General features: G+C 70.9%; 20 protein-coding genes. 5 read left to right on the top strand and 15 right to left on the bottom strand.

Annotated elements, in window-relative coordinates:
* Positions 1–74 precede the first annotated feature (74 nt).
* Complete coding sequence (locus OG782_RS01375) at positions 75–1571, bottom strand: hypothetical protein (RefSeq protein ID WP_406447470.1); 1497 nt, start codon at positions 1569–1571, stop codon at positions 75–77.
* 231 nt (positions 1572–1802) lie between these two features.
* Here OG782_RS01375 and OG782_RS01380 point away from each other — a divergent pair, with 231 nt between their 5' ends.
* Complete coding sequence (locus tag OG782_RS01380; protein ID WP_406447472.1) at positions 1803–2939, top strand: aminoglycoside phosphotransferase family protein; 1137 nt, start codon at positions 1803–1805, stop codon at positions 2937–2939.
* A 109-nt stretch (positions 2940–3048) separates the two neighbouring features.
* On the opposite strand, the gene OG782_RS01385 is transcribed toward OG782_RS01380, so the two are convergent.
* Positions 3049–4380 carry an N-acetylmuramoyl-L-alanine amidase gene (locus OG782_RS01385; RefSeq protein ID WP_406447474.1) on the bottom strand — a complete coding sequence of 444 codons (1332 nt, stop codon included), beginning with the start codon at positions 4378–4380 and terminating at the stop codon, positions 3049–3051.
* A gap of 401 nt (positions 4381–4781) precedes the next feature.
* Here OG782_RS01385 and OG782_RS01390 point away from each other — a divergent pair, with 401 nt between their 5' ends.
* Positions 4782–6995, top strand: coding sequence for a germacradienol/geosmin synthase (locus OG782_RS01390; RefSeq protein WP_406458781.1), 2214 nt, complete (start codon positions 4782–4784; stop codon positions 6993–6995).
* Here the strand turns inward: OG782_RS01390 and OG782_RS01395 are convergent.
* The 7 genes from OG782_RS01395 to OG782_RS01425 form a co-directional block, all read right to left on the bottom strand.
* Complete coding sequence (locus tag OG782_RS01395) at positions 6971–9205, bottom strand: glycosyl hydrolase family 95 catalytic domain-containing protein (RefSeq protein WP_406458783.1); 2235 nt, start codon at positions 9203–9205, stop codon at positions 6971–6973. The genes OG782_RS01390 and OG782_RS01395 overlap by 25 nt on opposite strands.
* A 300-nt stretch (positions 9206–9505) precedes the next feature.
* Positions 9506–10006 (bottom strand): hypothetical protein, encoded by a 501-nt coding sequence (locus OG782_RS01400; protein WP_018550733.1) that lies wholly within the window; start codon positions 10004–10006, stop codon positions 9506–9508.
* 178 nt (positions 10007–10184) lie between these two features.
* Entirely contained in the window at positions 10185–10592 is a 408-nt protein-coding gene (locus OG782_RS01405) for an ACT domain-containing protein (RefSeq protein WP_406447476.1), read from the bottom strand.
* 167 nt (positions 10593–10759) lie between these two features.
* Positions 10760–11926, bottom strand: coding sequence for a thiolase domain-containing protein (locus OG782_RS01410; protein ID WP_406447478.1), 1167 nt, complete (start codon positions 11924–11926; stop codon positions 10760–10762).
* Positions 11919–12971, bottom strand: coding sequence for a thiolase domain-containing protein (locus OG782_RS01415; protein WP_406447479.1), 1053 nt, complete (start codon positions 12969–12971; stop codon positions 11919–11921). Before OG782_RS01415 ends, OG782_RS01410 begins: the two co-directional genes overlap by 8 nt.
* Positions 12972–13913, bottom strand: coding sequence for a Zn-ribbon domain-containing OB-fold protein (locus OG782_RS01420; RefSeq protein WP_406447480.1), 942 nt, complete (start codon positions 13911–13913; stop codon positions 12972–12974).
* 16 nt (positions 13914–13929) lie between these two features.
* Positions 13930–14730, bottom strand: coding sequence for a crotonase/enoyl-CoA hydratase family protein (locus OG782_RS01425; RefSeq protein ID WP_406447482.1), 801 nt, complete (start codon positions 14728–14730; stop codon positions 13930–13932).
* A 165-nt stretch (positions 14731–14895) separates the two neighbouring features.
* Here OG782_RS01425 and OG782_RS01430 point away from each other — a divergent pair, with 165 nt between their 5' ends.
* The 3 genes from OG782_RS01430 (at position 14896) to OG782_RS01440 (ending at position 18854) form a co-directional block, all read left to right on the top strand.
* Entirely contained in the window at positions 14896–16524 is a 1629-nt protein-coding gene (locus OG782_RS01430; RefSeq protein ID WP_406447484.1) for an acyl-CoA synthetase, read from the top strand.
* Between the two features lie 159 nt (positions 16525–16683).
* Entirely contained in the window at positions 16684–17757 is a 1074-nt protein-coding gene (locus OG782_RS01435) for a nitrous oxide reductase family maturation protein NosD (protein WP_406447486.1), read from the top strand.
* 35 nt (positions 17758–17792) lie between these two features.
* A complete protein-coding gene (locus tag OG782_RS01440) occupies positions 17793–18854 on the top strand; it encodes a methyltransferase (RefSeq protein ID WP_406447488.1) in 1062 nt (353 codons plus the stop codon).
* 75 nt (positions 18855–18929) lie between these two features.
* On the opposite strand, the gene OG782_RS01445 is transcribed toward OG782_RS01440, so the two are convergent.
* The 6 genes from OG782_RS01445 to OG782_RS01470 form a co-directional block, all read right to left on the bottom strand.
* Positions 18930–19262 carry a TcmI family type II polyketide cyclase gene (locus OG782_RS01445; RefSeq protein WP_406447490.1) on the bottom strand — a complete coding sequence of 111 codons (333 nt, stop codon included), beginning with the start codon at positions 19260–19262 and terminating at the stop codon, positions 18930–18932.
* A 75-nt stretch (positions 19263–19337) separates the two neighbouring features.
* On the bottom strand, positions 19338–19817 hold the full coding sequence (locus OG782_RS01450; RefSeq protein WP_406447491.1) for an SRPBCC family protein: 480 nt from the start codon (positions 19815–19817) through the stop codon (positions 19338–19340).
* A 1-nt stretch (position 19818) separates the two neighbouring features.
* Positions 19819–20076: an acyl carrier protein gene (locus tag OG782_RS01455; protein WP_406447493.1), complete on the bottom strand. Its 258-nt coding sequence runs from the start codon at positions 20074–20076 to the stop codon at positions 19819–19821.
* Between the two features lie 39 nt (positions 20077–20115).
* On the bottom strand, positions 20116–21354 hold the full coding sequence (locus tag OG782_RS01460) for a beta-ketoacyl synthase N-terminal-like domain-containing protein (protein ID WP_406447495.1): 1239 nt from the start codon (positions 21352–21354) through the stop codon (positions 20116–20118).
* Positions 21351–22619, bottom strand: coding sequence for a beta-ketoacyl-[acyl-carrier-protein] synthase family protein (locus tag OG782_RS01465; RefSeq protein WP_406447497.1), 1269 nt, complete (start codon positions 22617–22619; stop codon positions 21351–21353). The genes OG782_RS01460 and OG782_RS01465 overlap by 4 nt, the downstream gene beginning before the upstream one ends.
* Positions 22616–23050 carry a cupin domain-containing protein gene (locus OG782_RS01470; RefSeq protein WP_406447499.1) on the bottom strand — a complete coding sequence of 145 codons (435 nt, stop codon included), beginning with the start codon at positions 23048–23050 and terminating at the stop codon, positions 22616–22618. Before OG782_RS01470 ends, OG782_RS01465 begins: the two co-directional genes overlap by 4 nt.
* Positions 23051–23109: the final 59 nt, after the last annotated feature.

Below are 23109 nucleotides of genomic sequence, written 5' to 3' on the forward strand. Positions count from 1 at the left end.
AGGCCGGGACCGACCACAGTGCTGTCTCCGGGCAGGTGTGGAGAACGGCGCCCGTTGGTCATGGCGCCAACGGATCAGATCCCGGAACTCCTGGGCCTCTTGATCTGGGTGCTCGGCGGCAGCGAGAGCTCGATCTCCTCGCGCAGGTCCTCGATCTTCGCGTAGCCCGCGAACTGGCCCGTCAGCCGGTACATTTCGCGCAGCCTGTCCCAGGTGCGGTGCGAGGAGGTCTCTCCCATCGTCACGAGGGCGAGCCGGGCGTAGCGATCTGCCTGCTCGGGGTCGTCGGCGATGAAGCATGCCGAGGCGAGCGAGATGTAGTCGAAGATCTTCGAACGCTGCCGCCCGTTGACCCGCAGTTCCAGTGCCTGCTTCGCGTGGCGCTGGGCGGTGACGGCCGCGAAGGGGTCGTGCTCGGCCAGGGTGCGGAAGGCCAGGGCCTGCATGCCGTGGAAGTCCGCCTCGTCGAACATCTGCATCCAGCTGGGCGGCGGCACATCGCCCTTGTCCGAGATGAAGAGCTCCTCGGCCCTGCCGAGGGTGCGCCGCATGGCCTGGCCCCGGCCCATCGATGCCTGCGCCCAGGCCTCGATGGTGTGCAGCATCGCCTGGGTGCGCGGCAGGACCATGTCGCCGGAGCCGGACTTGGCGAGCTTCATGAGGTCGAGCGCGTCATCGGGCCGGCCCAGGTGAACCATCTGACGGGCCGCCCGTGAGAGCGCCTCGCCGGCGCGTGGCCGGTCGCCGCCCTCGCGCGCCGCGTGTGCGGCGATGACGAAGTACTTCTGGGCCGTGGGTTCGAGACCGATGTCGTGGGACATCCATCCGGCGAGTACGGCGAGGTTGGCGGCGACGCCCCAGAGGCGGCGCTGCAGATGGTCGGGGTGCCGGTAGGCGAGCATGCCGCCCACCTCGTTGAGCTGGCCCACCACGGCCTTGCGCTGGAGACCGCCGCCACGGGAGGCGTCCCAGGCCCGGAACACCTCCACGGAGCGTTCCAGTGCGTCGATCTCCTCCGAGCCGATGGGCGCGGCCTCGTACCGGTCGAAGCCGGCCGGGTCCGCGTAGAGTGGATCGTCGATACGTGGGGCGTCGGCCGCCAGTACGGGGTCGGTGTGGAGCCAGTCGTGCATGGGGCCGGCGATCGTGGAGCCGGCGGCAAGCGCGGCACCCGCGCTCACCAAGCCGCGTCGGTTGAGCATGAGGTCCATTCCCGTGAATTCGGTGAGGACCGCTGCCGTCCGTTCGGGCGCCCACGGGAGTTGATCGGGATTGTCTTCCGTCCCGGTATCTCGCCGCTTCCCCACACGCCCGCGCCGGCCGAACCCGAGGTCCTCGATGGTCACGACACGGCCGAGCCGCTCGGTGAACAGGGCTGCCAGCACTTTGGGCACAGGATCACGGGGGGACTCCCCCATGTCGATCCAGCGCCTCACGCGCGAGGTGTCGGTGGCCAGTTGCGGATGGCCCATGGCCGCCGCCTTCCGGTTCACCATTCTCGCGAGTTCGCCCTTGGACCAGCCGGCAAGGCCGAACAGGTCGGAAAGGCGGGTGTTGGGTTCTCCGGTCACGTCAAGCCCCCAGGTTCTCGGCTGTGTTGACAGTAACCCCCTGTCAGATGCCCTGCGACTATTCGCCAGGCTTCGCCAGGGGTCGCTACGTGGTCTGCCACCCGTCGATGGATGTCAGGTAGGAAAGCGCCACCCCGCCCGGCAGCCCTAGGTACTCCCCAGGGTGCCGAACGGCCGCCGGCCGGGCTGGCGCACGCAACTTGTCGGCGCACGAAGGGATCTGTCTCGCCCATGTACACAGCATCGTCCTCCGTGTCCGCCCCGCCCCGCCCGCTGCGTCCTCTCGGGGCGGGCGGCGGACCGTATCTCGACCCACGCGCCGCAGCACCGGCGCCCGGCCTTGGTCGAGCCCGGCGCATGGCAGGGCCTGGCGCACCGTCGCTCAGCGGGAGACTGGACCTGTCCGGCCCCCAGGGAACGCAGCTGAGGATGGCGATCGCCTCGGTGCACCGGATCTGCCCGGAGTTCAATCCGGTCCAGGTACTGCGGCGCAGCGGGCGGTCGGTGCTGCTGGTCGGCTCCACCGGACGGGCCACCGCGGTCGCCAAGTGTTTACTCGACCACTCCCCCGCGTGGTCGGAGCGGTTCCGCCACGAAATAGCGGCATACCGGGCGTTCGTCCGGCACCGTCCTCCGGTCCGGGTGCCCCGGCTGATCGCCGCCGACCCGGAGAACTGCACCCTGGTCATCGAGCGGATGCCCGGCCGGGTGGCGGCCCTGACCCGGCATCCGTCGGAGGCGCCGCCCCGCGCCGATCTGCGCGCCGTGCTCGGCGCGGTCAGCCGGGTCAACGCGTGGCGGCCGCCGGCCGGTCTGTTCGACACCCCGCTGGACTACGCGGCGCGTATCGCCCGCTATCACGAGCTCGGTCTGTTCACCGACCGTGACCTGGGCGACCTGCAGAAGCTGTTGCACGGTCTCGCCCACGCCGGGGGACGTCACGGCATGGGGCAGTTCTGCCACGGTGACGCGCTGCTGTCCAACATCCTGCTGTCGCCCACCGGGCCGGTGCTGGTGGACTGGGAGCACGCCGGCTGGTATCTGCCCGGCTACGACCTGGCGACGCTGTGGGCGGTGCTGGGTGACGCCCCGATGGCCCGCCGTCAGATCAGCCAGCTGGCCCAGGTCGCGGGCCCAGCGGCGCGGGATGCGTTCCTGGTCAATCTGATGCTGGTGCTCACCCGGGAGATCCGCACGTACGAGACCGCGGTGCAGCGGGCGATGCGGGACACCGTGCCGGCCAGGGCCGCTCAGGACCGTCCGGGTGCGCTGTCGTCGGGCGAGGAACAGCGTCTGCTGCTGCGCCGGCTGCATGACGACTGCGCGATGGCGCGGCGCGCCGTACGAGCCGCGGTCGGCACTCGCTGACCTGCCCCACGGGGGATGCGCGCTGCGGGTCCGGTGCCGACACACCGGTCCCGCAGCGCGCTGTTGCGTTCCTGGGCCGGGCCTGGGCCTGCTCCCGGCCCGGCCGGGCTCAGTGTGCGCGCACGATGTCCACGTCGGATGCCTTCACGAAGGCGACGCGGTGGCCGATCTGGACCGTCACGTACTTCTGCCTGCCCAGGAAGTACGAGTGGTCCAGCGGGTACGAGGAGTCGATCGTCGGCGCGTAGAAGAATCCGGTGGGGGCCTCGCCGCCGCCGGGGTAGGACTGGCCCGCCTTGATCGTGTACTGCAGTGCCGTGCCCACCCGTTGGTCCGCGAAGCCGTCGGGGTACTCGGACTTCTCCGGGTACGCGACCCCGTACACCGCCACCTCATCCCTGCCCGCCTTCGGCCTCACGACGTAGCCCGAGGTGGGGGTCGTGGTGCGGGTGCGGGCGGGGGTCTGGAACCAGGCCTTCTTGCCGTACCACCAGATCGCCGTCCAGCCGGGTGCGTGGTCGGCGACGACGGCCTGCTGGGTGGCGCTGATCTTGCTGCCCCAGTCGGCGGCGCAGTTGGTGCCGGGCGAACCGTCCGTGTGCAGTCCCGGGTCGGAGAAGAGCGGTGAGCCGGCGGAGGGCTCCGTGTGGAGCGGGACGGCGCTGGAGCCCTGCACGGGCAGGTCGATGCCCTTCTCGCAGTCGCGGAAGGCCTGCTGGTTGTCCTTGAACCGCGGGCTGACGGTGACGAGTTCGCTGCTCGGGCGGGCCGACGGCACGGTGGGCCTGCCGACCAGGGCCATGAAGCGGTTCCAGTCCCAGTAGGTGCCCGGGTCCCAGTGCATGCTCTTGGTCCCGGAGGCGCTGGTGGGCGGCACCCCGTCGTGGCCGATGATGTGCTGGCGGTCGAGGGGGATGTCGTACTTGGCGGCGAGGTAGCGCACGAGAGCGGCGGTCGAGCGGTACATCTCGGGGGTGTACCACTTCGCTCCCTCGGTGGCGACGCCCTCCTGCTCGATGCCGATGGAGTGGGTGTTGACGTACCAGTTGCCGGCCTGCCAGGCGACGTCCTTGTTCTTCACCATCTGTGTGACATGACCGTCGCCCGAACGCACCACATAGTGGGCCGAGGTCTGCTTCAGCGGGTTCTGGAAGATCTTCAGGGTGGTGTCGAAGTCCTCCTCGGTGTCGTGGAGGACGATGAACTTGATCTTGTTGCTGTTCGGCCTGTCGGCGGTGTCGTAGTTGCCGTACGTCTCCTTGTCGGCCGGGTCGCCGGTCTGCTGGTAGGCCGCCGGGACCCAGTCGCATGCGAGACCGCGCGGGCACTCCGGCCGCACGCCGTCCGCACCGGCCTGTGCCGCGGGACTGAGCAGCGCGAGACTCAGCGCCCCGGCGGTGGTGAACGCGAGTGCGAGTCTGGTCCTCTGCTTGGACGTCATGACAACCCTTCTTGGAGCTGGGCGTTTCCCGAGCCGTTCGTGTCGAGAGGTCTTTGTGTTCCGATCTCTGTTCCGTCGTGCGCGCACACTCTGTGACCTGAGGCGATAGCCCGTCAAGAGCGTTGTGGCAACCGCGAGTCGAGCCAGTGGACCAGACCACTGGAAGGTGCTCTGACCTGCGGCCGGAAAGGAGCAACGGGTTTCTGGCGGCGCCGCGTTACCGGAGTTTTACGCAGGGGCGGACCGGTCGGCTCCGGCGGGCGCCGTCCCTCGAATGGGCGCACCTGTTGTGTGACTAATTGCGGGTGTGCGTGCCCCGAACGGCCGAAGGGTAGTGCTGGCGCGGACAGGAACGGTCCGCGTGACGCTCACGCGGAAGACCTCGGAGAGGCATGACGCACATGGCACAGCCCTTCACTCTGCCGGACTTCTATGTTCCGTATCCGGCGCGCCTCAGCCCGCATGTCGAGGAGGCACGGCAGCACACGAAGGCGTGGGCGCGAGCCATGGGAATGCTGGAGGGATCCGGCATCTGGGAGGAGAAGGACCTCGACTCCCACGACTACGCCCTGCTGTGCGCCTACACCCACCCCGACTGCTCGGCCGAGGCGTTGGCGCTGGTCACCGACTGGTACGTGTGGGTCTTCTTCTTCGACGACCACTTCCTGGAACTGTTCAAACGCACCCCGGACCGTGAGGGCGGGAAACGGTATCTGGACCGGCTGCCCGCCTTCATGCCCATGGAGCGCGGAGCGCCCACGCCCGAGCCGACGAACCCGGTCGAGGCGGGGCTGGCCGACCTGTGGGCCAGGACCGTGCCCGCCATGTCCGACGGCTGGCGGGCACGGTTCGCCGAGGCGACGAAGAACCTGCTCAACGAGTCGCTGTGGGAGCTCGCCAACATCAACGAGGGCCGCATCGCGAACCCCGTCGAGTACATCGAGATGCGCCGCAAGGTGGGCGGTGCCCCCTGGTCGGCGGGGCTGGTGGAGTACGCCGCCGGGGCCGAGGTGCCCGAGGCCGTGGCCGGCGAGCGGGCGCTGCGGGTGCTGCGCGATGCGTTCTCCGACGGTGTCCACCTGCGCAACGACCTCTTCTCCTACCAGCGGGAGGTCGAGGACGAGGGCGAGAACAGCAACGGCGTCCTGGTCCTGGAGCACTTCCTCGGCTGCTCGACACAGGAGGCTGCGGAGGCGGTGAACGATCTCCTGACATCGCGGCTCCAGCAGTTCGAGAACACCGCCCTCACCGAACTGGGCCCGCTCTGCGCGGAGAAGGGCCTCGACGCGGCGCAGACCGCGGCGGTGCTGGCGTACATCAAGGGGCTCCAGGACTGGCAGTCCGGCGGGCATGAGTGGCACATGCGCTCCAGCCGCTACATGAACGACGGCGGGGCCGCGCAGGCGGCGCCCGGCTTCGGGATGGCCGCCGCGTCGATCCGCTTCACGCCCCGCTCGGAGTCCGCCCGGCTGCGCGCCCTCACCCATCTTCCGTACCAGCATGTCGGCCCGTCCCTGGTGCCCGACTTCGACCTGCCGTTCGGCACGACGCTCAGTCCGCATCTGGACGGCGCCCGGGTCCGGATCGTCGGCTGGGCGGGCCGGATGGGCATCCTTCAGGCGCAGCCGGGGGTGCCGGGCTCGCACATCTGGGACGAGGAGAGGCTGCTGGCGATCGACCTTCCGCTGTGCGCGGCGGGACTGCATCCGGACGCCACGCCGGACGAACTCGATCTGTCCTCCCAGTGGCTGGCGTGGGGGACGTACGGGGACGACTGGTTCCCGGTGGTGCACGGCCGCACCCGGGATCTGGCGGGGGCCCGTCTCGCCAATGAGCGGCTGTCGCTGTTCATGCCGCTGGACGGGGCTGCGCCGCCGGTGCCCGTGAACGCGCTGGAGCGCGGCCTGGGCGATCTCTGGGAGCGCACCTCCGCGCCGATGGACGACGGCGGCAGGCGCGCGTTCCGCACGTGCATCGAGGACATGACGGCCAGTTGGCTGTGGGAACTCGCCAACCAGGCGCAGAACCGGATTCCCGACCCGGTGGACTATGTCGAGATGCGGCGCATGACGTTCGGCTCGGATCTGACGATGGCGCTGTGCCGGCTCGGGCACGGCAGGAAGGTGCCGCAGGAGATCTACGGGAGCGGACCGCTGCGCTCCCTGGAGAACGCGGCCGCCGACTATGCCGCGCTGCTCAACGATCTGTTCTCGTACCAGAAGGAGATCGAGTACGAGGGTGAGGTGCACAACGGCGTCCTGGTGGTGCAGAACTTCTTCGGGGTGGACTATCCGACCGCGGTGGAGATCGTGCACGACCTGATGAAGTCACGGCTGCGCCAGTTCCTGCACGTCGCCGAGCACGAACTCCCGTTGCTGTACGACGACTTCGGGCTCGACTCCGAGGCGCGGGAGATCCTCGCGGGATACGTCCAGGAGCTGAAGCACTGGATCGCGGGCATCCTGATCTGGCACCGGGACTGCAGGCGCTACCGCGAGGAGGATCTGCGGCGGGGCACCGGCGCCCCGTGGCACCTGGGCGGTCCCACGGGGCTCGGCACTTCGGCGGCGCAGGTGGCCTCGCTGTTCGCTCAGCTCTCGGGAGTCAGTGTGTAGCTCTTGCCCGCACGGGCCCTGATGACCTTCTCGCCGCCGGCGAACAGCGTGCTGCGGACGGTCACTTCGCGGGTACGGCTCGCCGTGATCACCACACGGCGGGCCTTCCCGGCGGCCCATTCGATCTCGACGGTGAATCCTCCCCGGGCGCGCAGCCCGCGTACCGACCCGGCCGGCCAGGCCGCGGGGAGGGCGGGGAGGATCTCGACGGCGTCGTGCTGGCTCTGCAGCAGCATCTCCGCGATCCCCGAGGTGGCGCCGAAGTTCCCGTCGATCTGGAACGGCGGGTGGGTGTCCCAGAGGTTGGGCAGGGTGGAGCTCTTCAGCTGCTCGGAGAGCATCTTGTGGGCGTGAGTGCCGTCGAGCAGCCGGGCCCAGAAGTTGATCTTCCAGGCCTTGGACCAGCCGGTGCCGCCGTCCCCGCGGGCTCCCAGGGAGACCTTGGCGGCTTCGGCCCAGCTGCTCCCGGCCTCGATCTGGCGGCCGGGGTGGAGTGCGAAGAGGTGGGAGACGTGGCGGTGGTCGTCGGCCGGGTCGTCGCGGTCGGTCTTCCACTCCTGGAGCTGGCCCCATGACCCGATGCGCAGACCGGGGTCGAGCTGCTCGAGAGCCGATTCGAGACGGTCCCGGAAGGCGGCTGCGTCGCCGAGGGTACGGGCGGCCTCCAGGGTGTTGGTGAGGAGGTCGTGGACGATCTGCTGGGACATCGCGGCCCCGGCGGTGAAGTCACCGTGCTCGGGCGAGTAGCTCGGGGTGACGACCAGGAGCCCGTCGCGCGGGTCGGTGCGCAGGTTGGCCAGCCAGAATTCGGCGGCCTCCTTCATCGCCGGGTACGCGGTGGAGCGCAGGTAGTCGGTGGATCCGCTGAAGCGGTAGTGCTCGTACATCTGCTGGGTGAGCCAGGCGGCGGCCTCGGGGAACCAGAAGGCGGTGGACCAGTCGTGGACGCCGGTGAAGCCGTACGGGTTGGTCTCGTTGTGCACGACCCAGCCGGCGGTCCCGAACATCTCCTCGGCCGTCCTGCGGCCGGGCTCGCGCATGGCCTGGATGTAGCGGTCGTACGGGGCCGTGGCCTCGGCGAGGTTGGTGACCTCGGCGAGCCAGTAGTTCATCTGGAGGTTGATGTTGCTGTGGTAGTCGGCGGACCAGGGCGGGGTGGTGGAGTTGTTCCAGACGCCCTGGAGGTTGGCGGGCAGGGAACCGGCCCGTGAGGAGGCGATCAGCAGGTAGCGGCCGTACTGGAAGAAGAGGGCCTCCAGAGCGCGGTCCGCGGGGGCGGCTCCTCCGGTGTAGCCGCTGAGCAGCTGGTCGGTGGGCAGGTCGGACAGCTGCTGGCCGATGTCGAGTGCGACCCGGTCGAACAGGGTGCGGTGGTCGTTCACATGGGTGTCGCGGACCCGCTCGTAGGAGGTGGCAGCCGCGGCGTCGACAGCGGCCGTGACCTTGCTGTGCGGGTCCTCGCCCCGGTAGCCGGGATAGGTGTCCGCGTAGTCGGTGCCCGCGGCGAGGAAGAACCAGGCACTGTCGGCGCCGGTCACGGTGATGCTTCCGTCGGCCCCGGCGCTGACCGTGCCGCCCTTGGTACGGACCCGGATCTGGGCCTCGAAGCGCAGGCCGTTGTCCTTGAGTGCGCCCCGAACGGTGAGGCGGTCACCGGTGGCGGATGCGGTGAAGTCCTTGCGCGGCGAGGTGTAGCGCAGGGTGAACGCCACCTGCCCCGGCCGGTCCGCTGCCAGCCGTCCGGCGATGACCGAGCCGGGGTGCGAGACGAAGAACTCCCGTGTGTGGGCGACCCCTTCGTGGGTGTAGGAGACGGACGCGAGGGCGGTGCGCAGGTCCAGGCCGCGCCGGTAGGAGTCATCGGGGGCGGCCGGCGCGTGCGGCAGGTCGAGGTGCAGCTCCCCGAAGACCTGGTAGGCGCCGTAGCCGACGCGTGCCTGACCGAGTTCGGCGGCCACGGCGTCCGGGCCGAGGGCGCCTTCGGCGTCGAGGCGCTGCTGCACGCCCGTGAGAGCGCCGGGTCTGGGCGCGGTCCAGTTGCCGAAGTCGTAGCCCTGGGAGGAGCCGGGTCCGCCCGTCCACAGGGTCTTCTCGTTGAGGGTGAGGAGTTCGGAGGCGAGCGTTCCGTGAACGCTGGCGCCCAGGGCCCCGCCGCCGATGGGCAGGGACTCCCGCTCCCACCCTGCGGCGGGCGCACGGTAGTGGAGCACCGGGTTCGGCAGCGCCTCCGCTCGTTTGCCCTTCACCGATTCATCGGAGGTACTGGTGGCGACAGCGGTCCCGGCGAGAGCCGGAACTCCTAGCGCCAGAGCACCTGTTGCGCCGATCACTGTCTTCACTGTGGTGCGTCGCGTCATCCCGGATGTCATACCGGACGACGCTAGAGGTCCGATGACTGTCCGGACAAGAGACATGGCAAAGCGGCCTCTTGGACGGAGGCCGTGTGCACTTGGACGGAAGTGGCACCACCGGACCGGGCGCCAAGCGGCGGCCCGGCGGCCGAAGCGGGCTCAGCCCTGCTGGAAGAGCTCGGCGGGCAACGGCTTCAGCAGCGTGTACAGATCGTCGGTGATCGGCCGGTCCCAGCTGGCGATGGTGACGAGCACACCGTCGCTGCGGTCGAACTGCACGCAGGAGATCCGGCTCTCGGAGAGCTTCACCCGGCGCACGATCAGCAGGTTGTCGCCCTGCATCACGGGCATGTCCTCGGTGCCGGTGACCTCGACCGGCTCGTCGTTCTCCAGGGCGAGCAGCAGCTGGGCCACCTCGAAGGGGACCTGGCCCTCCTCGGTCTCGCGCGCGGGCGAGCCCTCCGGGAGGTTGCCGATGATCATCGCGGGGCCGCGGCCGCCGAACAGGTCGTAGCGCAGAAACACGCCCTGACAGCTGCCGTCGGGGGCGGGCAGCAGACCGGCGCCGAGGTTTCCGGGCCAGTCGCCCGGGTCCATGGCCAGGACGTCGAAGTCGGGGCCCGCGGGGGTGGCGGCACTACGGCGGCGGAGGAAGGACATGCAGACATGTTACGTGTCCGGGCTCACCTCGCCGAGCCGGGCCCACAGGGCACGGACGGGCGCCGGGGGCACCGATCCGCGTGAGGGTGCCTCCGGCCGCGGGCGGGCGCGCGATTCACCCCCCGGCAGGCGGCCGGCCCCGGCACGCAGCCCCGCCCGGACCGGGCCCGGCACCCTGTCACTCCGTGCCCGACTCCGCGGCCAGCGCCTCCAGCACGGCAACGGCCTCGGCGGCCCGGCCGTACGGGACGAAGAGGTGATCGTGATGGAACCCGGCCACCACGTTGCAGCTGATCCCCGCGTCCGTCAGGGCCAGGGACACGGCGGCGGTCAGTCCGACGGCCTCCAGCGCCGAGTGCACACGGAGCGTGATCCAGCCCGCCGTGTAGGTGTGGTGCAGGCCGGCAGCCGCGGCCTCCGCCTCCGCGAGTACCAGGGTGAGCCCTTCGGCCTCACGGACCGTGACGACGGGAGCGGTGCCGTCGGGAACGAGGCCGTCGGGCACGGTCGCGTAGACGTAGCGCCCCGGGTGCAGTTCCGGCCGCAGGCCGCTCAGCAGGGTTCGAAGATCACTCTCGGCAGTCACCCGCACCACGCTACCCATCGACGGCGCGACCGGCCGCACACCGGCGGCCGGGCGTGCACCGCCCGCCCTGGCGCACGGTGGGGCGGGCCGGACGGGCCCGCCCCGACAGCTCCGGCGCCGGACAGGCCTCGGAGGGACGTCGCGCGGCCCGTCCGGAGCGGCTGCGGTCATCCCGTGGGCGGTTCTGCGCCCACCAGCCACATGGAGAAGAACTGGGCGCCGCCGCCGTAGGCATGGCCGAGGGCCCGGCGCGCCCCGTCCACCTGGTGCTCCCCCGCCCGTCCCCGTACCTGGAGGGCGGCCTCGGCGAAGCGGATCATGCCGGAGGCGCCGATGGGGTTGGTGGAGAGCACCCCGCCCGAGGGGTTGACCGGAAGATCGCCGTCGAGTTCGGTGACTCCCGCCTCGGTGAGCTTCCAGCCCTCGCCCTCGTCGGCGAATCCGAGGTTCTCCAGCCACATCGGTTCGTACCAGGAGAAGGGCACGTACATCTCGACGGCGTCGATCTCCCGGCGCGGGTCGCTGATGCCGGCCTGCCGGTACACATCGGCGGCGCAGTCCTTGCCGGCCTGCGGTGAGACGAAGTCCTTGCCGGCGAAGAGGGTCGGTTCGCTGCGCATCGCACCGCCGTGCACCCAGGCGGGCGGGTGCGGTGAACGGTCGGCGCCGGCGCGGTCGGTGAGGATCATCGCGCAGGCCCCGTCGGAGGACGGGCAGGTCTCCGAGTATCGGATGGGGTCCCAGAGCATGGGCGCCGCCTGGACCTTCTCCAGGGTGATGTCCGGGTCGTGGATGTGGGCGTACGGGTTCTTCAGCGCGTTGCGCCGGTCCTTGTACGCGACGAGGGAACCGACGGTGTCCGGTGCCCCGGTCCGGCGCATGTAGGCGCGCACGTGCGGGGCGAAGAAGCCGCCGGCTCCGGCCAGGAGCGGCTGCTGGAACGGGATGGGGAGGGAGAGCCCCCACATCGCGTTGGACTCCGACTGCTTCTCGAAGGCGAGGGTGAGGACGGTCCGGTGCACGCGGGCGGCGACGAGGTTCGCGGCGACGAGCGCCGTGGAGCCGCCGACCGAACCCGCGGTGTGGACCCGGAGCATGGGTTTGCCGACCGCGCCCAGGGCGTCGGCGAGGTAGAGCTCCGGCATCATCAGGCCCTCGAAGAAGTCGGGCGCCTTGCCGATGACGACTGCGTCGATGTCCGCCCAGGTCAGCCCGGCGTCCTGGAGGGCGGCCACCGCGGCCTCACGGACGAGGCCGGCGAGGGAGACGTCGCGGCGGGCGGCGACGTGCTTGGTCTGGCCGATGCCGACGACGGCCACGGGCTCCTTAGGCATGAGCACTCTCCCCTTCGAGAACGGCGACCAGGTTCTGCTGGAGGCAGGGCCCGGACGTGGCATGGGCGAGCGCCCGGTCGGACTCGCCGCGGTGGATGCGGGCGGCGGCCTCGCCCAGGCGGATCAGCCCGGCGGTCATCATCGGATTGGCGGCCAGCGCGCCGCCGGACGGGTTGACCCGCACGCCGTCGCCGAGGCCGAGCGCCTTGCGCAGCACCACTTCCTGCGAGCTGAACGGGGCGTGCAGCTCGGCGGTGTCGACGGGCCGTTCGAAGACCCCGGCCCGTTCGGCGGCGAGCCGGGTCGACGGCGACTCGGTGAGCTCGCGCACCCCGAGTCCGTGGGCCTCGATGCGGTGGTCGATACCGCGGATCCAGGCGGGCCGGGAGCACAGGGCCCTCGCGGTGTCCCCGGCGGCAAGGATCACGGCGGCGGCGCCGTCGCCGACGGGCGGGCAGTCGCCGGTCCGCAGCGGGCTGACGACGTAGTCGCCCGCCGGGACGGCGCCGCTGAGCTGGGCGTGCGGGTTGTCCGCCGCGTCCGCGCGGCTGCGGGCGGCGATCGCCGCGAGCGCGGCCTCGTCGGTGTCGCCCGCGTCGATCAGCGCCTGCGCCTGGAGCGCGGCGAGGGCGACGGAGTCGGGCCACAGCGGGCCGGTGTAGTAGGGGTCGAGCTGCCGGGTGAGGACGTCGCGCACCTCGCCGGGCGAGGACTTCCCGTACGCGTAGACGAGGGCGGTGTCCGCCTCGCCGGTCTGGATCTTGACCCAGGCCTCGTACAGCGCCCAGGCGCCGTCCATCTCCACATGGGACTCGGAGATCGGCGGATACGCGCCCACGCCGTCGAGTGCCATGGTGAAGGAGAAGGCGCGGCCCGCGAGGTAGTCGCTGGAGCCGGAGCAGGTGAAGCCGATGTCACTGGTCCTGAGGCCGGTGGCGTCCAGGACCTGGTGCAGCACCGGCATCAGCATCTCGACTTCGGAGAGCTCGTCGGTGCGCCGCAGGTGGTCGGTCTGCGCGAAGGCGACGATCGCCACGTCTCGCATCTACACCAGCTCCTTGTACGCGTCGTAGTCGGCGTCCGGTTCGCCGGTGGGCCGGTAGTGGTCGGGGTGGCGGTTGCCCTCGGTCCATACGGGCTCGACGCGCAGCCCCATCCGTACCTGGTCGTACGGGATGCCGCCGATCCGGGCGTGCAGGGCGAGGTCGGCGCCGTCGAGGGCGATGTGCGCGTAGACGTAGGGGACTTCGATGTCGAGGTTCTTCGCCTTGATGTTGACGACACAGAAGGTGGTGACGGTGCCGCGCGGCCCGACCTCGACCCGCTCGTCGGTGGCGACACCGCAGGTGGGGCAGGCGCCGCGGGGCGGAACGTACACCTTGCGGCAGGACGGGCAGCGTTCGCCGACGACGCGCCGGCCCGCCAGCGCCTCCAGGTAGGCGCTCTGGGCGCGGCCCGGTGAGTAGGTGTAGTCGAGGCGTGCGGGGGTGACGATGCCGGTGACGGGGTCCGCGAACTCGCCGTCGTGCGGGGCGGACCGGCCCGCCTCGCTCTCGTACGGTTCGAAGCACGCGATGTCCGTGATGGCGCCGGTGCGGGCCTCGGCCCAGCGGACGCGGACGCGCATGCCGGTGCGGACGGCCTCGGGCCCGGGTGCGTCCAGCACGTGCAGGAGTGCGGTGTCGGCGCCGTCGAGCCGGACGAGCACCCAGGCGAAGGGTGTGTCCAGGGGCTGGTCGCGGCGGGGCTGCGGGTTCCAGGCCCAGGTGGTGACCGTGCCGGTGGCCGCGACCTCGACCAGGTCCCGGATCTCCTCGGCGGTGACGGGGTCGTACTCGACGGGCGGGACCAGGACCTTGCCGTCGGAGGTCCGTACACCGAGCACGGTGCGTTCGCGCAGCCCGGTGAGGAAGGCGCTCTGCACGGGTCCGAGGGAGCGGGTGAAGGGGAATTCGACCACCAGCGGTGCGCTGAGTATGTCTGGCACGGGTGCCTCCTTGGGGTCAGGCCCGCCGGTAGACGGGCGGGCGCTTCTCGGCGAAGGCGCGGGCGCCCTCCTTGGCGTCGGCGGTGGCGAAGACGGGCCAGCCGCGCTTGAGTTCGGCCGCGAGGCCTTCGGTCTCCGTCATCTCGGCGGTCTCGTAGACCGATGCCTTGACCTCTTCGACGGCGAGCGGGCCGCAGGCGTTGATCTGTTCGGCGACGGCGAGGGCCGCCTCCAGCGCGGTGCCGTCCGGTACGACCCGGCCGATCAGCCCGATCCTGGCCGCCTCATCGGCGCTGTAGGGGCGGCCGGTGAGCAGCATCTCGAGGGCGTGGGTGCGGGCGATCTGACGCGGCAGCCGTACGGTCGAGCCGCCGATGGGGAAGAGGCCCCGCTTGACCTCGAAGAGGCCGAAGGTGGCGCCCGCACCGGCGATGCGGATGTCGGTGCCCTGGAGGATCTCGGTGCCGCCCGCCACGCAGTGGCCCTCGACGGCGGCGATGACGGGTTTGCGGGGGCGGTGGTGGCGCAGCATGGCCTTCCAGTGCAGATCGGGGTCGGCCGTCATCCGGTCCCGGTACTGCTCGCCCTCCATCCCGCCGCCCGCGAGGGCCTTGAGGTCCATGCCGGCGCAGAAGCAGCCGCCGGCTCCGGTGAGGACGACGGAGCGGATCTCCTCGTCCGCGTCCGCGGCCAGCCAGCCGTCGTACAGGCCGACCAGCATCGGCAGCGAGAGCGCGTTCTTGCTCTCGGGCCGGTTCAAGGTGAGCACCAGTGTGGCGCCTTCGCGCTGCACGGTGAGGTGTTCCGTACCGCCCATGGTCTGTCTCCCGTCGTGAGGCTAGAACAGGTTGCAGTAGTCGGGGAGGCAGTTCAATAGTTTTCTGACAGGGAGTCAGATTTCTTCCCGGGCCCTCTTCCCACTTGTGCCGGTGGGCGCTCTAATGACCGCCGGGCCACTCAGCAACCGGGGTCAGGAGGAACGGTGGAGTACAACCTTGCCGACCTGTTCGAATCGGTCGTCGACGCTGTCCCGGAACGCGAGGCGCTCGTCTACCTCGACCATCCCGGAACAGGCGCCGAGCGCAGGCTCACGTACGCGGAGCTCGACGCGGCGGCCAACCGCATCGCCCACCACCTCATCGAGGCCGGCATCGGCCCCGGCGAGCACCTGGGGCTGCATCTCTACAACGGCATCGAATACCTCCAGACCGTGCTGGCCTGCCTGAAGGCGCGCATCGTGCCGGTCAACGTCAACTACCGTTACGTGGAGGAGGAGCTGGTCTATCTCTACCGCGACGCGGATCTGGCGGCGCTGGTCTTCGACGCCGAGTTCGACGAGCGAGTCGCGGCCGCCGCTCCCCAGGCGCCGAAGCTGCGCCATCTCGTACGGGTGGGCGCGTCCACGGACGGCGTACCCGGGGCCGAGGCCGTCGCGTACGCCGAGGCGGAGGCCGCCGGGGATCCCGGGCGCGGCTTCCCGCCCCGCTCGGCCGACGACCAGTTCATCATCTACACGGGCGGCACCACGGGCATGCCCAAGGGGGTGATGTGGCGCCAGGAGGACCTCTTCTTCTCCGGTCTGGGCGGCGGAGCGCCGACCGGCGACGCGGTGAAGACCCCGCAGGAGCTGGCCGAGCGGGTGGCGGCCGGCGGGGAGGGCATCACCTTCTTCCCCACTCCCCCGCTGATGCACGGCACCTCGACGCTCACCGCGTTCATCGGCTTCAACTTCGGGCAGCGGGTCGTCGTGCACCGCAAGTTCGTGCCGCACGAGGTGCTGCGTACGATCGAGAAGGAGAAGGTCACCAGTGTGTCGCTGGTGGGCGACGCGATGCTGAGGCCGCTGATCGACGCGTTGAACGGGCCGCTGAAGGGCACCGACTGTTCGGCGCTGTTCTCCGTCTCCAGTTCGGGCGCGATCATGTCCGACTCGGTGCGGGCGGAGTTCCAGGCACTGGTGCCCAACGTGATGCTGCTGAACAACTTCGGCTCGTCCGAGTCCGGCTTCAACGGCACCGCGACCGCCGACTCCAGCCCCGAGAACGGCTTCCGGCTCCGGGTCAACGCCCGTACGGCGGTCGTCGACCCGGCGACGTACGAACCGGTGTCCCCGGGTGAACCGGGGAGGATCGCCCAGCGCGGTCACGTACCGCTCGGCTACTACAACGACCCGGCCAAGACGGCCGAGACGTTCTTCCGCAAGGGCGATGAGCGCTGGGTGCTGCTCGGCGACATGGCGACGGTCGACGCCGACGGCATCGTCACGGTCCTCGGCCGGGGTTCGCAGTGCATCAACACCGGGGGCGAGAAGGTGTATCCGGAGGAGGTCGAGCAGGCACTCAAGTCCCACCCGGATGTGTACGACGCACTGGTGGCGGGCGCTCCCGACAAGCGCTGGGGCAATCAGGTCGCCGCCGTGGTGCAGCTGCGTGACGGCGCCGACGCGCCGACGCTCGACGATGTCCAGGCGCACTGCCGGACCCGGCTGGCCGGCTACAAGATCCCGCGCCACCTGGTCATCGCCCCGCAGATCCAGCGCTCCCCCAGCGGCAAGGCGGACTACCGGTGGGCCCGCTCCGTCGTCGCACCCGCCACCGGGGCCGCCGACTGATCCGGCCCCGGCCCGGCGGCGGCGAATCACCCGAGTGCACGGCCCCGCGTCCACCGCGGACGCGGGGCGGCGGCAGCGGCGTAAGCCATTCGGGCACGGCCCGTACCCAACCGCTCACCCTGCGTGGCATCCGGGGGTGATCGCCCATAGCTTCGGCTCATGAGGAAACGACACATCAAATGCCTCGTGGGAATCGCAGCCGCCTCGGCGGCCGGACTGGGCGCGGTCGTGCCGGCCGGGCCGGCCGCGGCCGCCGGCGGTCATGTGGTGTCTCCGGGCCAGTCGATCCAGGCGGCGGTGGACGCGGCGCAGCCCGGTGACACCATCGTCGTCCGGCCGGGTACGTACCGCGAGAGCGTGCTGATCACCACGCCCGGCCTGACCCTGCGGGGCTCCGGGGAACGTACCGTCATCGTGCCGGGGGCGAGCGGCGCACAGCCGGACAACGCCTGCGCGAAGGCCGGCAACGGGGTCTGCGTGCTGGGCACGGCGCAGCACACCGTGGACAACGTGTCCATCAGGTCCCTGAACGTCTCCGGGTTCGCCCGGAGCGGCGTCTGGGCCTCCTGGACGGACCGGCTGGACGTGCGGTCCGTGACCTCCGGGTCCAACGGGGTCTGGGGCATCGCCCAGCAGCGGTCCACCCGCTCCGACATCCGGGACAACACCGCCCGCTCCAACGGCGACGCGGGCATCTTCGTCGCCAACAGCGTCGACGAGGAGGGCGGCGCCACCGACACCGGGGGAACCCGGGTCCGGGGCAACACCCTGACGGACAACCGGATCGGGTTCACCGCACGGCGCGTGCGCGATCTGTCGGTCCGCGACAACACCTTCACCGCGAACTGCAGCGGCGTGTTCGTCGTGGGCGACGAGGGAACGCCGCAGGCGGGCGCCATGACCATCCGGTCCAACCGGATCACCGACAACAACAAGTTCTGCGCCGCCACCGAGCGCCTCCCGGCGATCCAGGGCTCCGGGATCGTCCTCACCGGCACCGAGGCCACCGAGGTGCGGTCCAACCTGATCCGCAACAACGTGGGCGCCACGCCGCTCTCGGGCGGCGTCGTGCTGTTCAAGAGCTTCGTGGGCGCGAAGAACAGGGACAACACCATCAGCGGCAACGTCGTCCTCGGCAATCAGCCGGCGGACCTGGCCGGCGATGACACCGGCACGGGCAACCGCTTCACCGGCAATGTCTGCACCACCTCAGCACCGGCCGGGATGTGCTGACCGGTGTCCCCCCGCACAAGGAGAAGCGAGACGGTATGACCACCGTGAGCACCACCCCCGCCACCACCCCCGTCCAGCCCGTTCCCACCCCGCAGCCGGCGATGCGGCTGCGCGAGATCGTGTTCGGCGCGGCCCGCTCCGCGGCCGTGCGTGCCGCCGCCCGCCTGGGTGTCGCCGACGCGCTCGGCGAGACGCCGGCCACCGCGGCCGCGCTGGCCGCGATCGTGAAGACCGAACCCGTGCCGCTGCAGCGGCTGCTGCGCGCCCTGTCCTGCTACGGCATCTTCACCGAGAACGCCGACGGCACCTTCGCCCACACGGAGATGTCCCGGCTGCTGCGCGAGGACGACCCGAACAGCCTGCGGTACATCTCGCTGTGGTGCACCGAGCCCTGGACCTGGGAGGTCTGGCCGCGTCTGGACGACGCGGTGCGCTCGGGCCGCAACGTCTTCAAGGACGTGTACGGCAAGGAGTTCTTCGACTACCTCCACCAGGACGCCCATGAGTCGGCCCAGGTGTTCAACCGGGCCATGACGACCTCCAGCATGCAGTCCGCGCTGGACGTCGCCGCTCTCCTGGACCTCACCGGGGTGTCCGTCGTCGCCGACATCGGCGGTGGCCAGGGGCACGTACTGGCGAGCCTGCTGGAGAAGCACCCGTCGGTCAGCGGCACCCTGATGGACCTGCCGGGCGTGGTGGCCCGGGCCGACGAACGGCTGCGGGACGGCGGCTCGCTCGCCGGCCGGGCGGACATCGTGGCCGGGGACTGCCGTGAGGGCATCCCGGTGGCGGCCGACCTCTACATCATCAAGAACATCCTGGAGTGGGACGACGACAGCACCCGCCGGGCGCTGCGCAGCGTCGTCGCGGCGGCGCGTCCCGGGGCCCGGGTCGTCGTCATCGAGAACCTCGTCGACGACACCCCCTCGATGCGCTTCACCACCGCCATGGACCTGCTGCTGCTCCTGAACGTCGGCGGAGCCAAGCACACCCGGCAGAGCCTGGTCGACCGGCTGTCCGACGCCGGGCTGCTGATCGGTGAGATCCGGCCGGTCAACCCGTACCTGCACGCGTTCGAGTGCGTGGTCCCCGACTGATCCCGCCTTCCCTGGGCAGCACGGAAATCGCCCCGGGTCCGGCCTTGCGGCCGGACCCGGGGCGATTCGGTGTCGTCAGGCGGTGGTGTCGCGCTCCCACCGGTAGAACTCCTGGGCCATCGCGTCCTTCGGCCCCCGCCACGTCTGCGGGTCGTAGGGGCTGACGAAGGCGGTGAGCCGGTCGCTGATGTCCTTGAACGCCGGGTGCCCGGTCACCTTGGCGATCTCCGGGCCGGGCGGGCGCTCGGACTCGATCAGGTGCAGGTAGACGTCGCCGAACTGGAACAGCTTGCGCCGGGTGACGCCGACCAGGTGCGGCAGCTCGCTGCTGTCGGAGGCGGCGAACAGTTCGGCGATGTCCGGCGCCGACTCCGGCGCCATACGGGCGACGATCAGAGCGTGGTGCATCGGGTGATGCCTTTCTGGTTCCCGGTCCGGAACCCGGCCGGGGGCCGGGCGGCCGGGCCGTCGGTGAACGCTGCGTCAGCCGGCCTGGACGGCGGAGGTGCGCCGCTCGCGGTCGCGCTGCTCGATCCGGTCCCGGATGAGTTCCATCTGGACGCGGGAGTTGCGGTTGATGTTGTCGGTCATCCAGGCGTCGTCGACCGGGGCGTCGGGGCGCATCGCGAAGTCCTGCGCCCAGTGCATGCGCGTGCCGCCGGGGACCTCGGAGTACTCCCAGTGGATGTCCATGTGCTGGAAGGGGCCGGGCTCGACTCGGCGGGCCCGGACGGTGCGTCCGGGCCGGTCCGTGGTGCGCTCGGAGACCCAGCTCCACACCTTGTCGTTGTCGTCGGGGTGCATGGTCAGGCGGAAGGTGGTCCGCTCGCCGTCGCGCTCGATGACCTCGACCGAGGCGTACTCGCTGAACAGCTGGGGCCAGTTCTCCAGGTCGTTCGTCACGTCCCAGACGAGGTCCAGGGGTGCGGCGATGACGATCTCGTTCTCGGTGTGTCCGGACACGTCAGGCTCCTGTCATGAGGGTGTTGTTGACGAGGTCGAGGAACTCGCGGGGCGTCTTGCACCGGTCGGCGTCGGCCGGCAGCGGCTGGCCGTGCCGGTTCTCCAGTACGCCGACGATGCCGAGGAGACCCAGCGAGTCGAGGCCGAACTCGTCGAAGGCGGTGCCGGACCGGTTCTCCATCTCCTTGGGGTCGACGGTCAGTCCGGCGCCCTTCTTCATCAGGACGGCCAGCTCTTCATACGTCAGTCGTTCGGTCATGAGGGACTTCTCCTTCTCACGAGAGGGTGTCGGTGGGGCTCACGCGGGGCGCCGCAGCACCATGGCCGCGTTCGAGCCCATGAGGCCGCGGCTGAGCACGAGGGCCGTGCGCAGTTCGGCGGGGCGGGCCCGGCCCATGACGACGTCGAGGTCGTGGCAGACCTCGAAGACGTTGGGCGTGGGCGGGATCAGGCCGTTCTCCATGGCGAGGACGGCGGCGGCCGCGTCCAGCACCGGAGCTCCGCAGTAGGCCCGTCCGATTCCGGTCTTGGGCGCGGTGACCGGGACGCGCCGGCCGTGTGCGCCGAGCGCGTCGGCCAGCGCCAGTGCCTCGGCCCGGTCCGCGGCGGGAACGCCGAGGGCGTCCGCGAAGACCACGTCGATCTCCTCGGGCGCGCAGCCGGCCTCCCGCAGTGCGCCCTCGATGGCGTGGGCGAGCCCCTCGCGGGACTCCTCCCACCGCATCGCGGTGGTGAAGGTGGCGGCGTGACCGGCCAGTTGGGCCCGGATCCGGGCGCCGCGCCGCAGGGCCGCGCCCTCTTCCTCGACCACGAACATCGCGCCGCCCTCGGCGGGCACGAATCCGCAGGCGTCCGAGGTGAACGGGCGGTAGGCCCGCGTCGGGTCGTCGCAGGCGCTCAGGTCGCGGTAGCCGAGCTGGCAGACGACGGAGTAGGGCGCGAGCGGGGCCTCGGCCGCGCCGACCACCACCGCGTCCGTGCCGCGCCGGACGGACCGGGCGGCGTGCGCCAGGGCGTCGAGGCCGCCGGCCTCGTCGCTGGCCACCACCGCGCACGGCCCCTTGAAGCCGCCACGGATGGAGATCTGGCCGGTGCTGGCCGCGTAGAACCAGGCGATCGACTGGTAGGGGCCGACGTACTTGGAGCCCTGGCCCCACAGCCTCTGCAGTTCGCGCTGGCCGAACTCACCGCCACCGGAACCGGCGGCGGTGACCACGCCCACGCTGAACGGCGCGTCCTCGTAGTCGGCACGGCCCAGCCGGGCGTCGTCCAGCGCCATGTCGGCGGCGGCCATCGCGAAGTGCGTGAACCGGTCGGTCTGTACGAGGTACCGCTCCTCGATCAGCGAGACGGGGTCGAAGCCCCTGACCTCGCCGGCCACGTGCAGCGGCAGTTCCTCGCACCCTTCGCGGGTGACCCGGTCCAGGACGCTCAGGCCTTCCTGCGTCCGCTTCCAGAAGGCTTCGGTGCTCGTGCCGTTGGGGGCGACGACGCCGATGCCGGTGACGACGGTGCGCCGGGCCTCTCGGGTGTTCATGGTGTCCTCCCACCGGTTCTGGTCAGGGCCACCGCGGACTGGAATCCACCGAATCCGCTGCCGACCGACAGAACGCTGCGCAGTTTCAGCTGACGTGCGGTGCGCGGCACGTAGTCGAGGTCGCACTCGGGGTCCGGGGACTCGTAGTTCGCCGTCGGCGGCACCGTCTGGTTGACCAACGCCAGTACGCACGCGGCGATCTCTATCGCGCCGATCGCCCCGAGCGAGTGACCCACCATCGACTTGATGGAGCTCATCGGTACGTCGTGGGCGTGCGCGCCGAGTGCCCGCTTCACGGCCGCGGTCTCGTGCCGGTCGTTCTGCTTGGTGCCCGAGCCGTGCGCGTTGACGTAGTCGATGTCCGAGGCCGCGATCCCCGCGTGGCCGAGCGCCCGGTTGATGGCCTCGGCCATCTCCAGGCCCTCCGGGGTCAGCCCGGTCATGTGGTACGCGTTGCCGAAGGTCGCGTAGCCCGCGATCTCGCAGTACACCGTCGCGCCGCGGGCACGGGCGTGTTCCAGCTCCTCCAGGACCAGTACGGCTCCGCCCTCGCCCATCACGAAGCCGTCGCGGCGGGAGTCGAAGGGCCGGGAGGCGTGCTCCGGGTCCTCGTTGTTCGCCGAGGTCGCCTTGATCGCGTCGAAGCACGCCACGGTGATCGGGGTGATCGGCGAGTCCGACGCCCCGGCGATGCAGACGTCGACACGGCCCTCCTCGATGGAGTGGAAGGCGTAGCCGATCGCGTCGAGGCCCGAGGTGCAGCCCGTCGAGACGGTCTGCACGGGACCGTGCGCACCGACCTGCTCGGCGACCGCCGCGGCCAGCGTGCTGGGCGAGAAGGCGCGTTCCAGGTGGGGGCCGGCCGGGCGGTGGTCGACGTCCCAGCGGGCGCCGCTGTCGCTGACGGCGACGTAGTCGTGCTCCAGCCGGGTGGTTCCGCCGACGGCGGTGCCGAGCGACACCCCCATCCGCCAGGGGTCGGTGCGCTCCACGTCGAGGCCCGCATCGGCCAGTGCCTCCCGGGCGGCCACCATCGCGAACTGCACGTACCGGTCCGCCCGGGCGACCTCTTCGGCGTCCAGTCCGTACGCGGCCGGATCGAAGTCGCATTCGGCGGCGATCCGGGAACGGAAGCCGGCCGGGTCGAAGAGGGTGATGCCCCGTGTCGCGGTGCGGCCGCTGGACAGGAGGTCCCAGAAGGCCGGCGTGCCGATACCGCCCGGCGCGACGACGCCGACGCCCGTGACCGCCACCCGCCGGGTCATGAAGCCGCCTCGGATCGTTCTGGCGGCGCGCCCCGCTCGGCGGACTCGGTGACCTCGGTGTCGACGTGGCCGAGTTCCGGGCGGGGGGCGAGCGGGCCGAGGTGGAAGACCATGCGCGCCTCGACGTCACCGACGTTGCGGAAGCGGTGGCGTACGTTCAGGGGAATCAGCAGCCCCTGGTCCGGGCGCATCGCGTACGGCTCGCCGTCCAGGTCCACTTCGAGCAGCCCGTCCACGACGTAGACGAACTCCTCCGAGTACGGGTGGTAGTGCTCACCGATGCGGTCGCCGGGCTGAATGATGGCCAGCCCCATGAAGCCGCTGGTGGCGCCCACGGCCGTCGGGGTGAGAAGGGCGCGCAGGTCACCCCCGCGCCTGGTGTTGGGCTGGGTCTCACTGAGGTCCACGATGCGTGGCCGGTGCAGGGTCATGAGTGCTTTCCTCCTGGCGCGTGGCGCGTTGTGTCGACGGGCTGAGCGAGAACCCCCCA

The organism is Streptomyces sp. NBC_00876, from assembly GCF_045207435.1.
In the GTDB taxonomy this organism is placed as follows: domain Bacteria; phylum Actinomycetota; class Actinomycetes; order Streptomycetales; family Streptomycetaceae; genus Streptomyces.

Excerpts from the sequence above, each read along its gene's own strand:
- OG782_RS01380 (WP_406447472.1), top strand. The coding sequence starts at position 1,803 with ATGTACACAGCATCGTCCTCCGTGTCCGCCCCGCCCCGCCCGCTGCGT.
- OG782_RS01385 (WP_406447474.1), bottom strand. The coding sequence starts at position 4,380 with ATGACGTCCAAGCAGAGGACCAGACTCGCACTCGCGTTCACCACCGCC.
- OG782_RS01390 (WP_406458781.1), top strand. The coding sequence starts at position 4,782 with ATGGCACAGCCCTTCACTCTGCCGGACTTCTATGTTCCGTATCCGGCG.
- OG782_RS01400 (WP_018550733.1), bottom strand. The coding sequence starts at position 10,006 with ATGTCCTTCCTCCGCCGCCGTAGTGCCGCCACCCCCGCGGGCCCCGAC.
- OG782_RS01410 (WP_406447478.1), bottom strand. The coding sequence starts at position 11,926 with ATGCCTAAGGAGCCCGTGGCCGTCGTCGGCATCGGCCAGACCAAGCAC.
- OG782_RS01415 (WP_406447479.1), bottom strand. The coding sequence starts at position 12,971 with ATGCGAGACGTGGCGATCGTCGCCTTCGCGCAGACCGACCACCTGCGG.
- OG782_RS01425 (WP_406447482.1), bottom strand. The coding sequence starts at position 14,730 with ATGGGCGGTACGGAACACCTCACCGTGCAGCGCGAAGGCGCCACACTG.
- OG782_RS01435 (WP_406447486.1), top strand. The coding sequence starts at position 16,684 with ATGAGGAAACGACACATCAAATGCCTCGTGGGAATCGCAGCCGCCTCG.
- OG782_RS01440 (WP_406447488.1), top strand. The coding sequence starts at position 17,793 with ATGACCACCGTGAGCACCACCCCCGCCACCACCCCCGTCCAGCCCGTT.
- OG782_RS01445 (WP_406447490.1), bottom strand. The coding sequence starts at position 19,262 with ATGCACCACGCTCTGATCGTCGCCCGTATGGCGCCGGAGTCGGCGCCG.
- OG782_RS01455 (WP_406447493.1), bottom strand. The coding sequence starts at position 20,076 with ATGACCGAACGACTGACGTATGAAGAGCTGGCCGTCCTGATGAAGAAG.
- OG782_RS01460 (WP_406447495.1), bottom strand. The coding sequence starts at position 21,354 with ATGAACACCCGAGAGGCCCGGCGCACCGTCGTCACCGGCATCGGCGTC.
- OG782_RS01465 (WP_406447497.1), bottom strand. The coding sequence starts at position 22,619 with ATGACCCGGCGGGTGGCGGTCACGGGCGTCGGCGTCGTCGCGCCGGGC.
- OG782_RS01470 (WP_406447499.1), bottom strand. The coding sequence starts at position 23,050 with ATGACCCTGCACCGGCCACGCATCGTGGACCTCAGTGAGACCCAGCCC.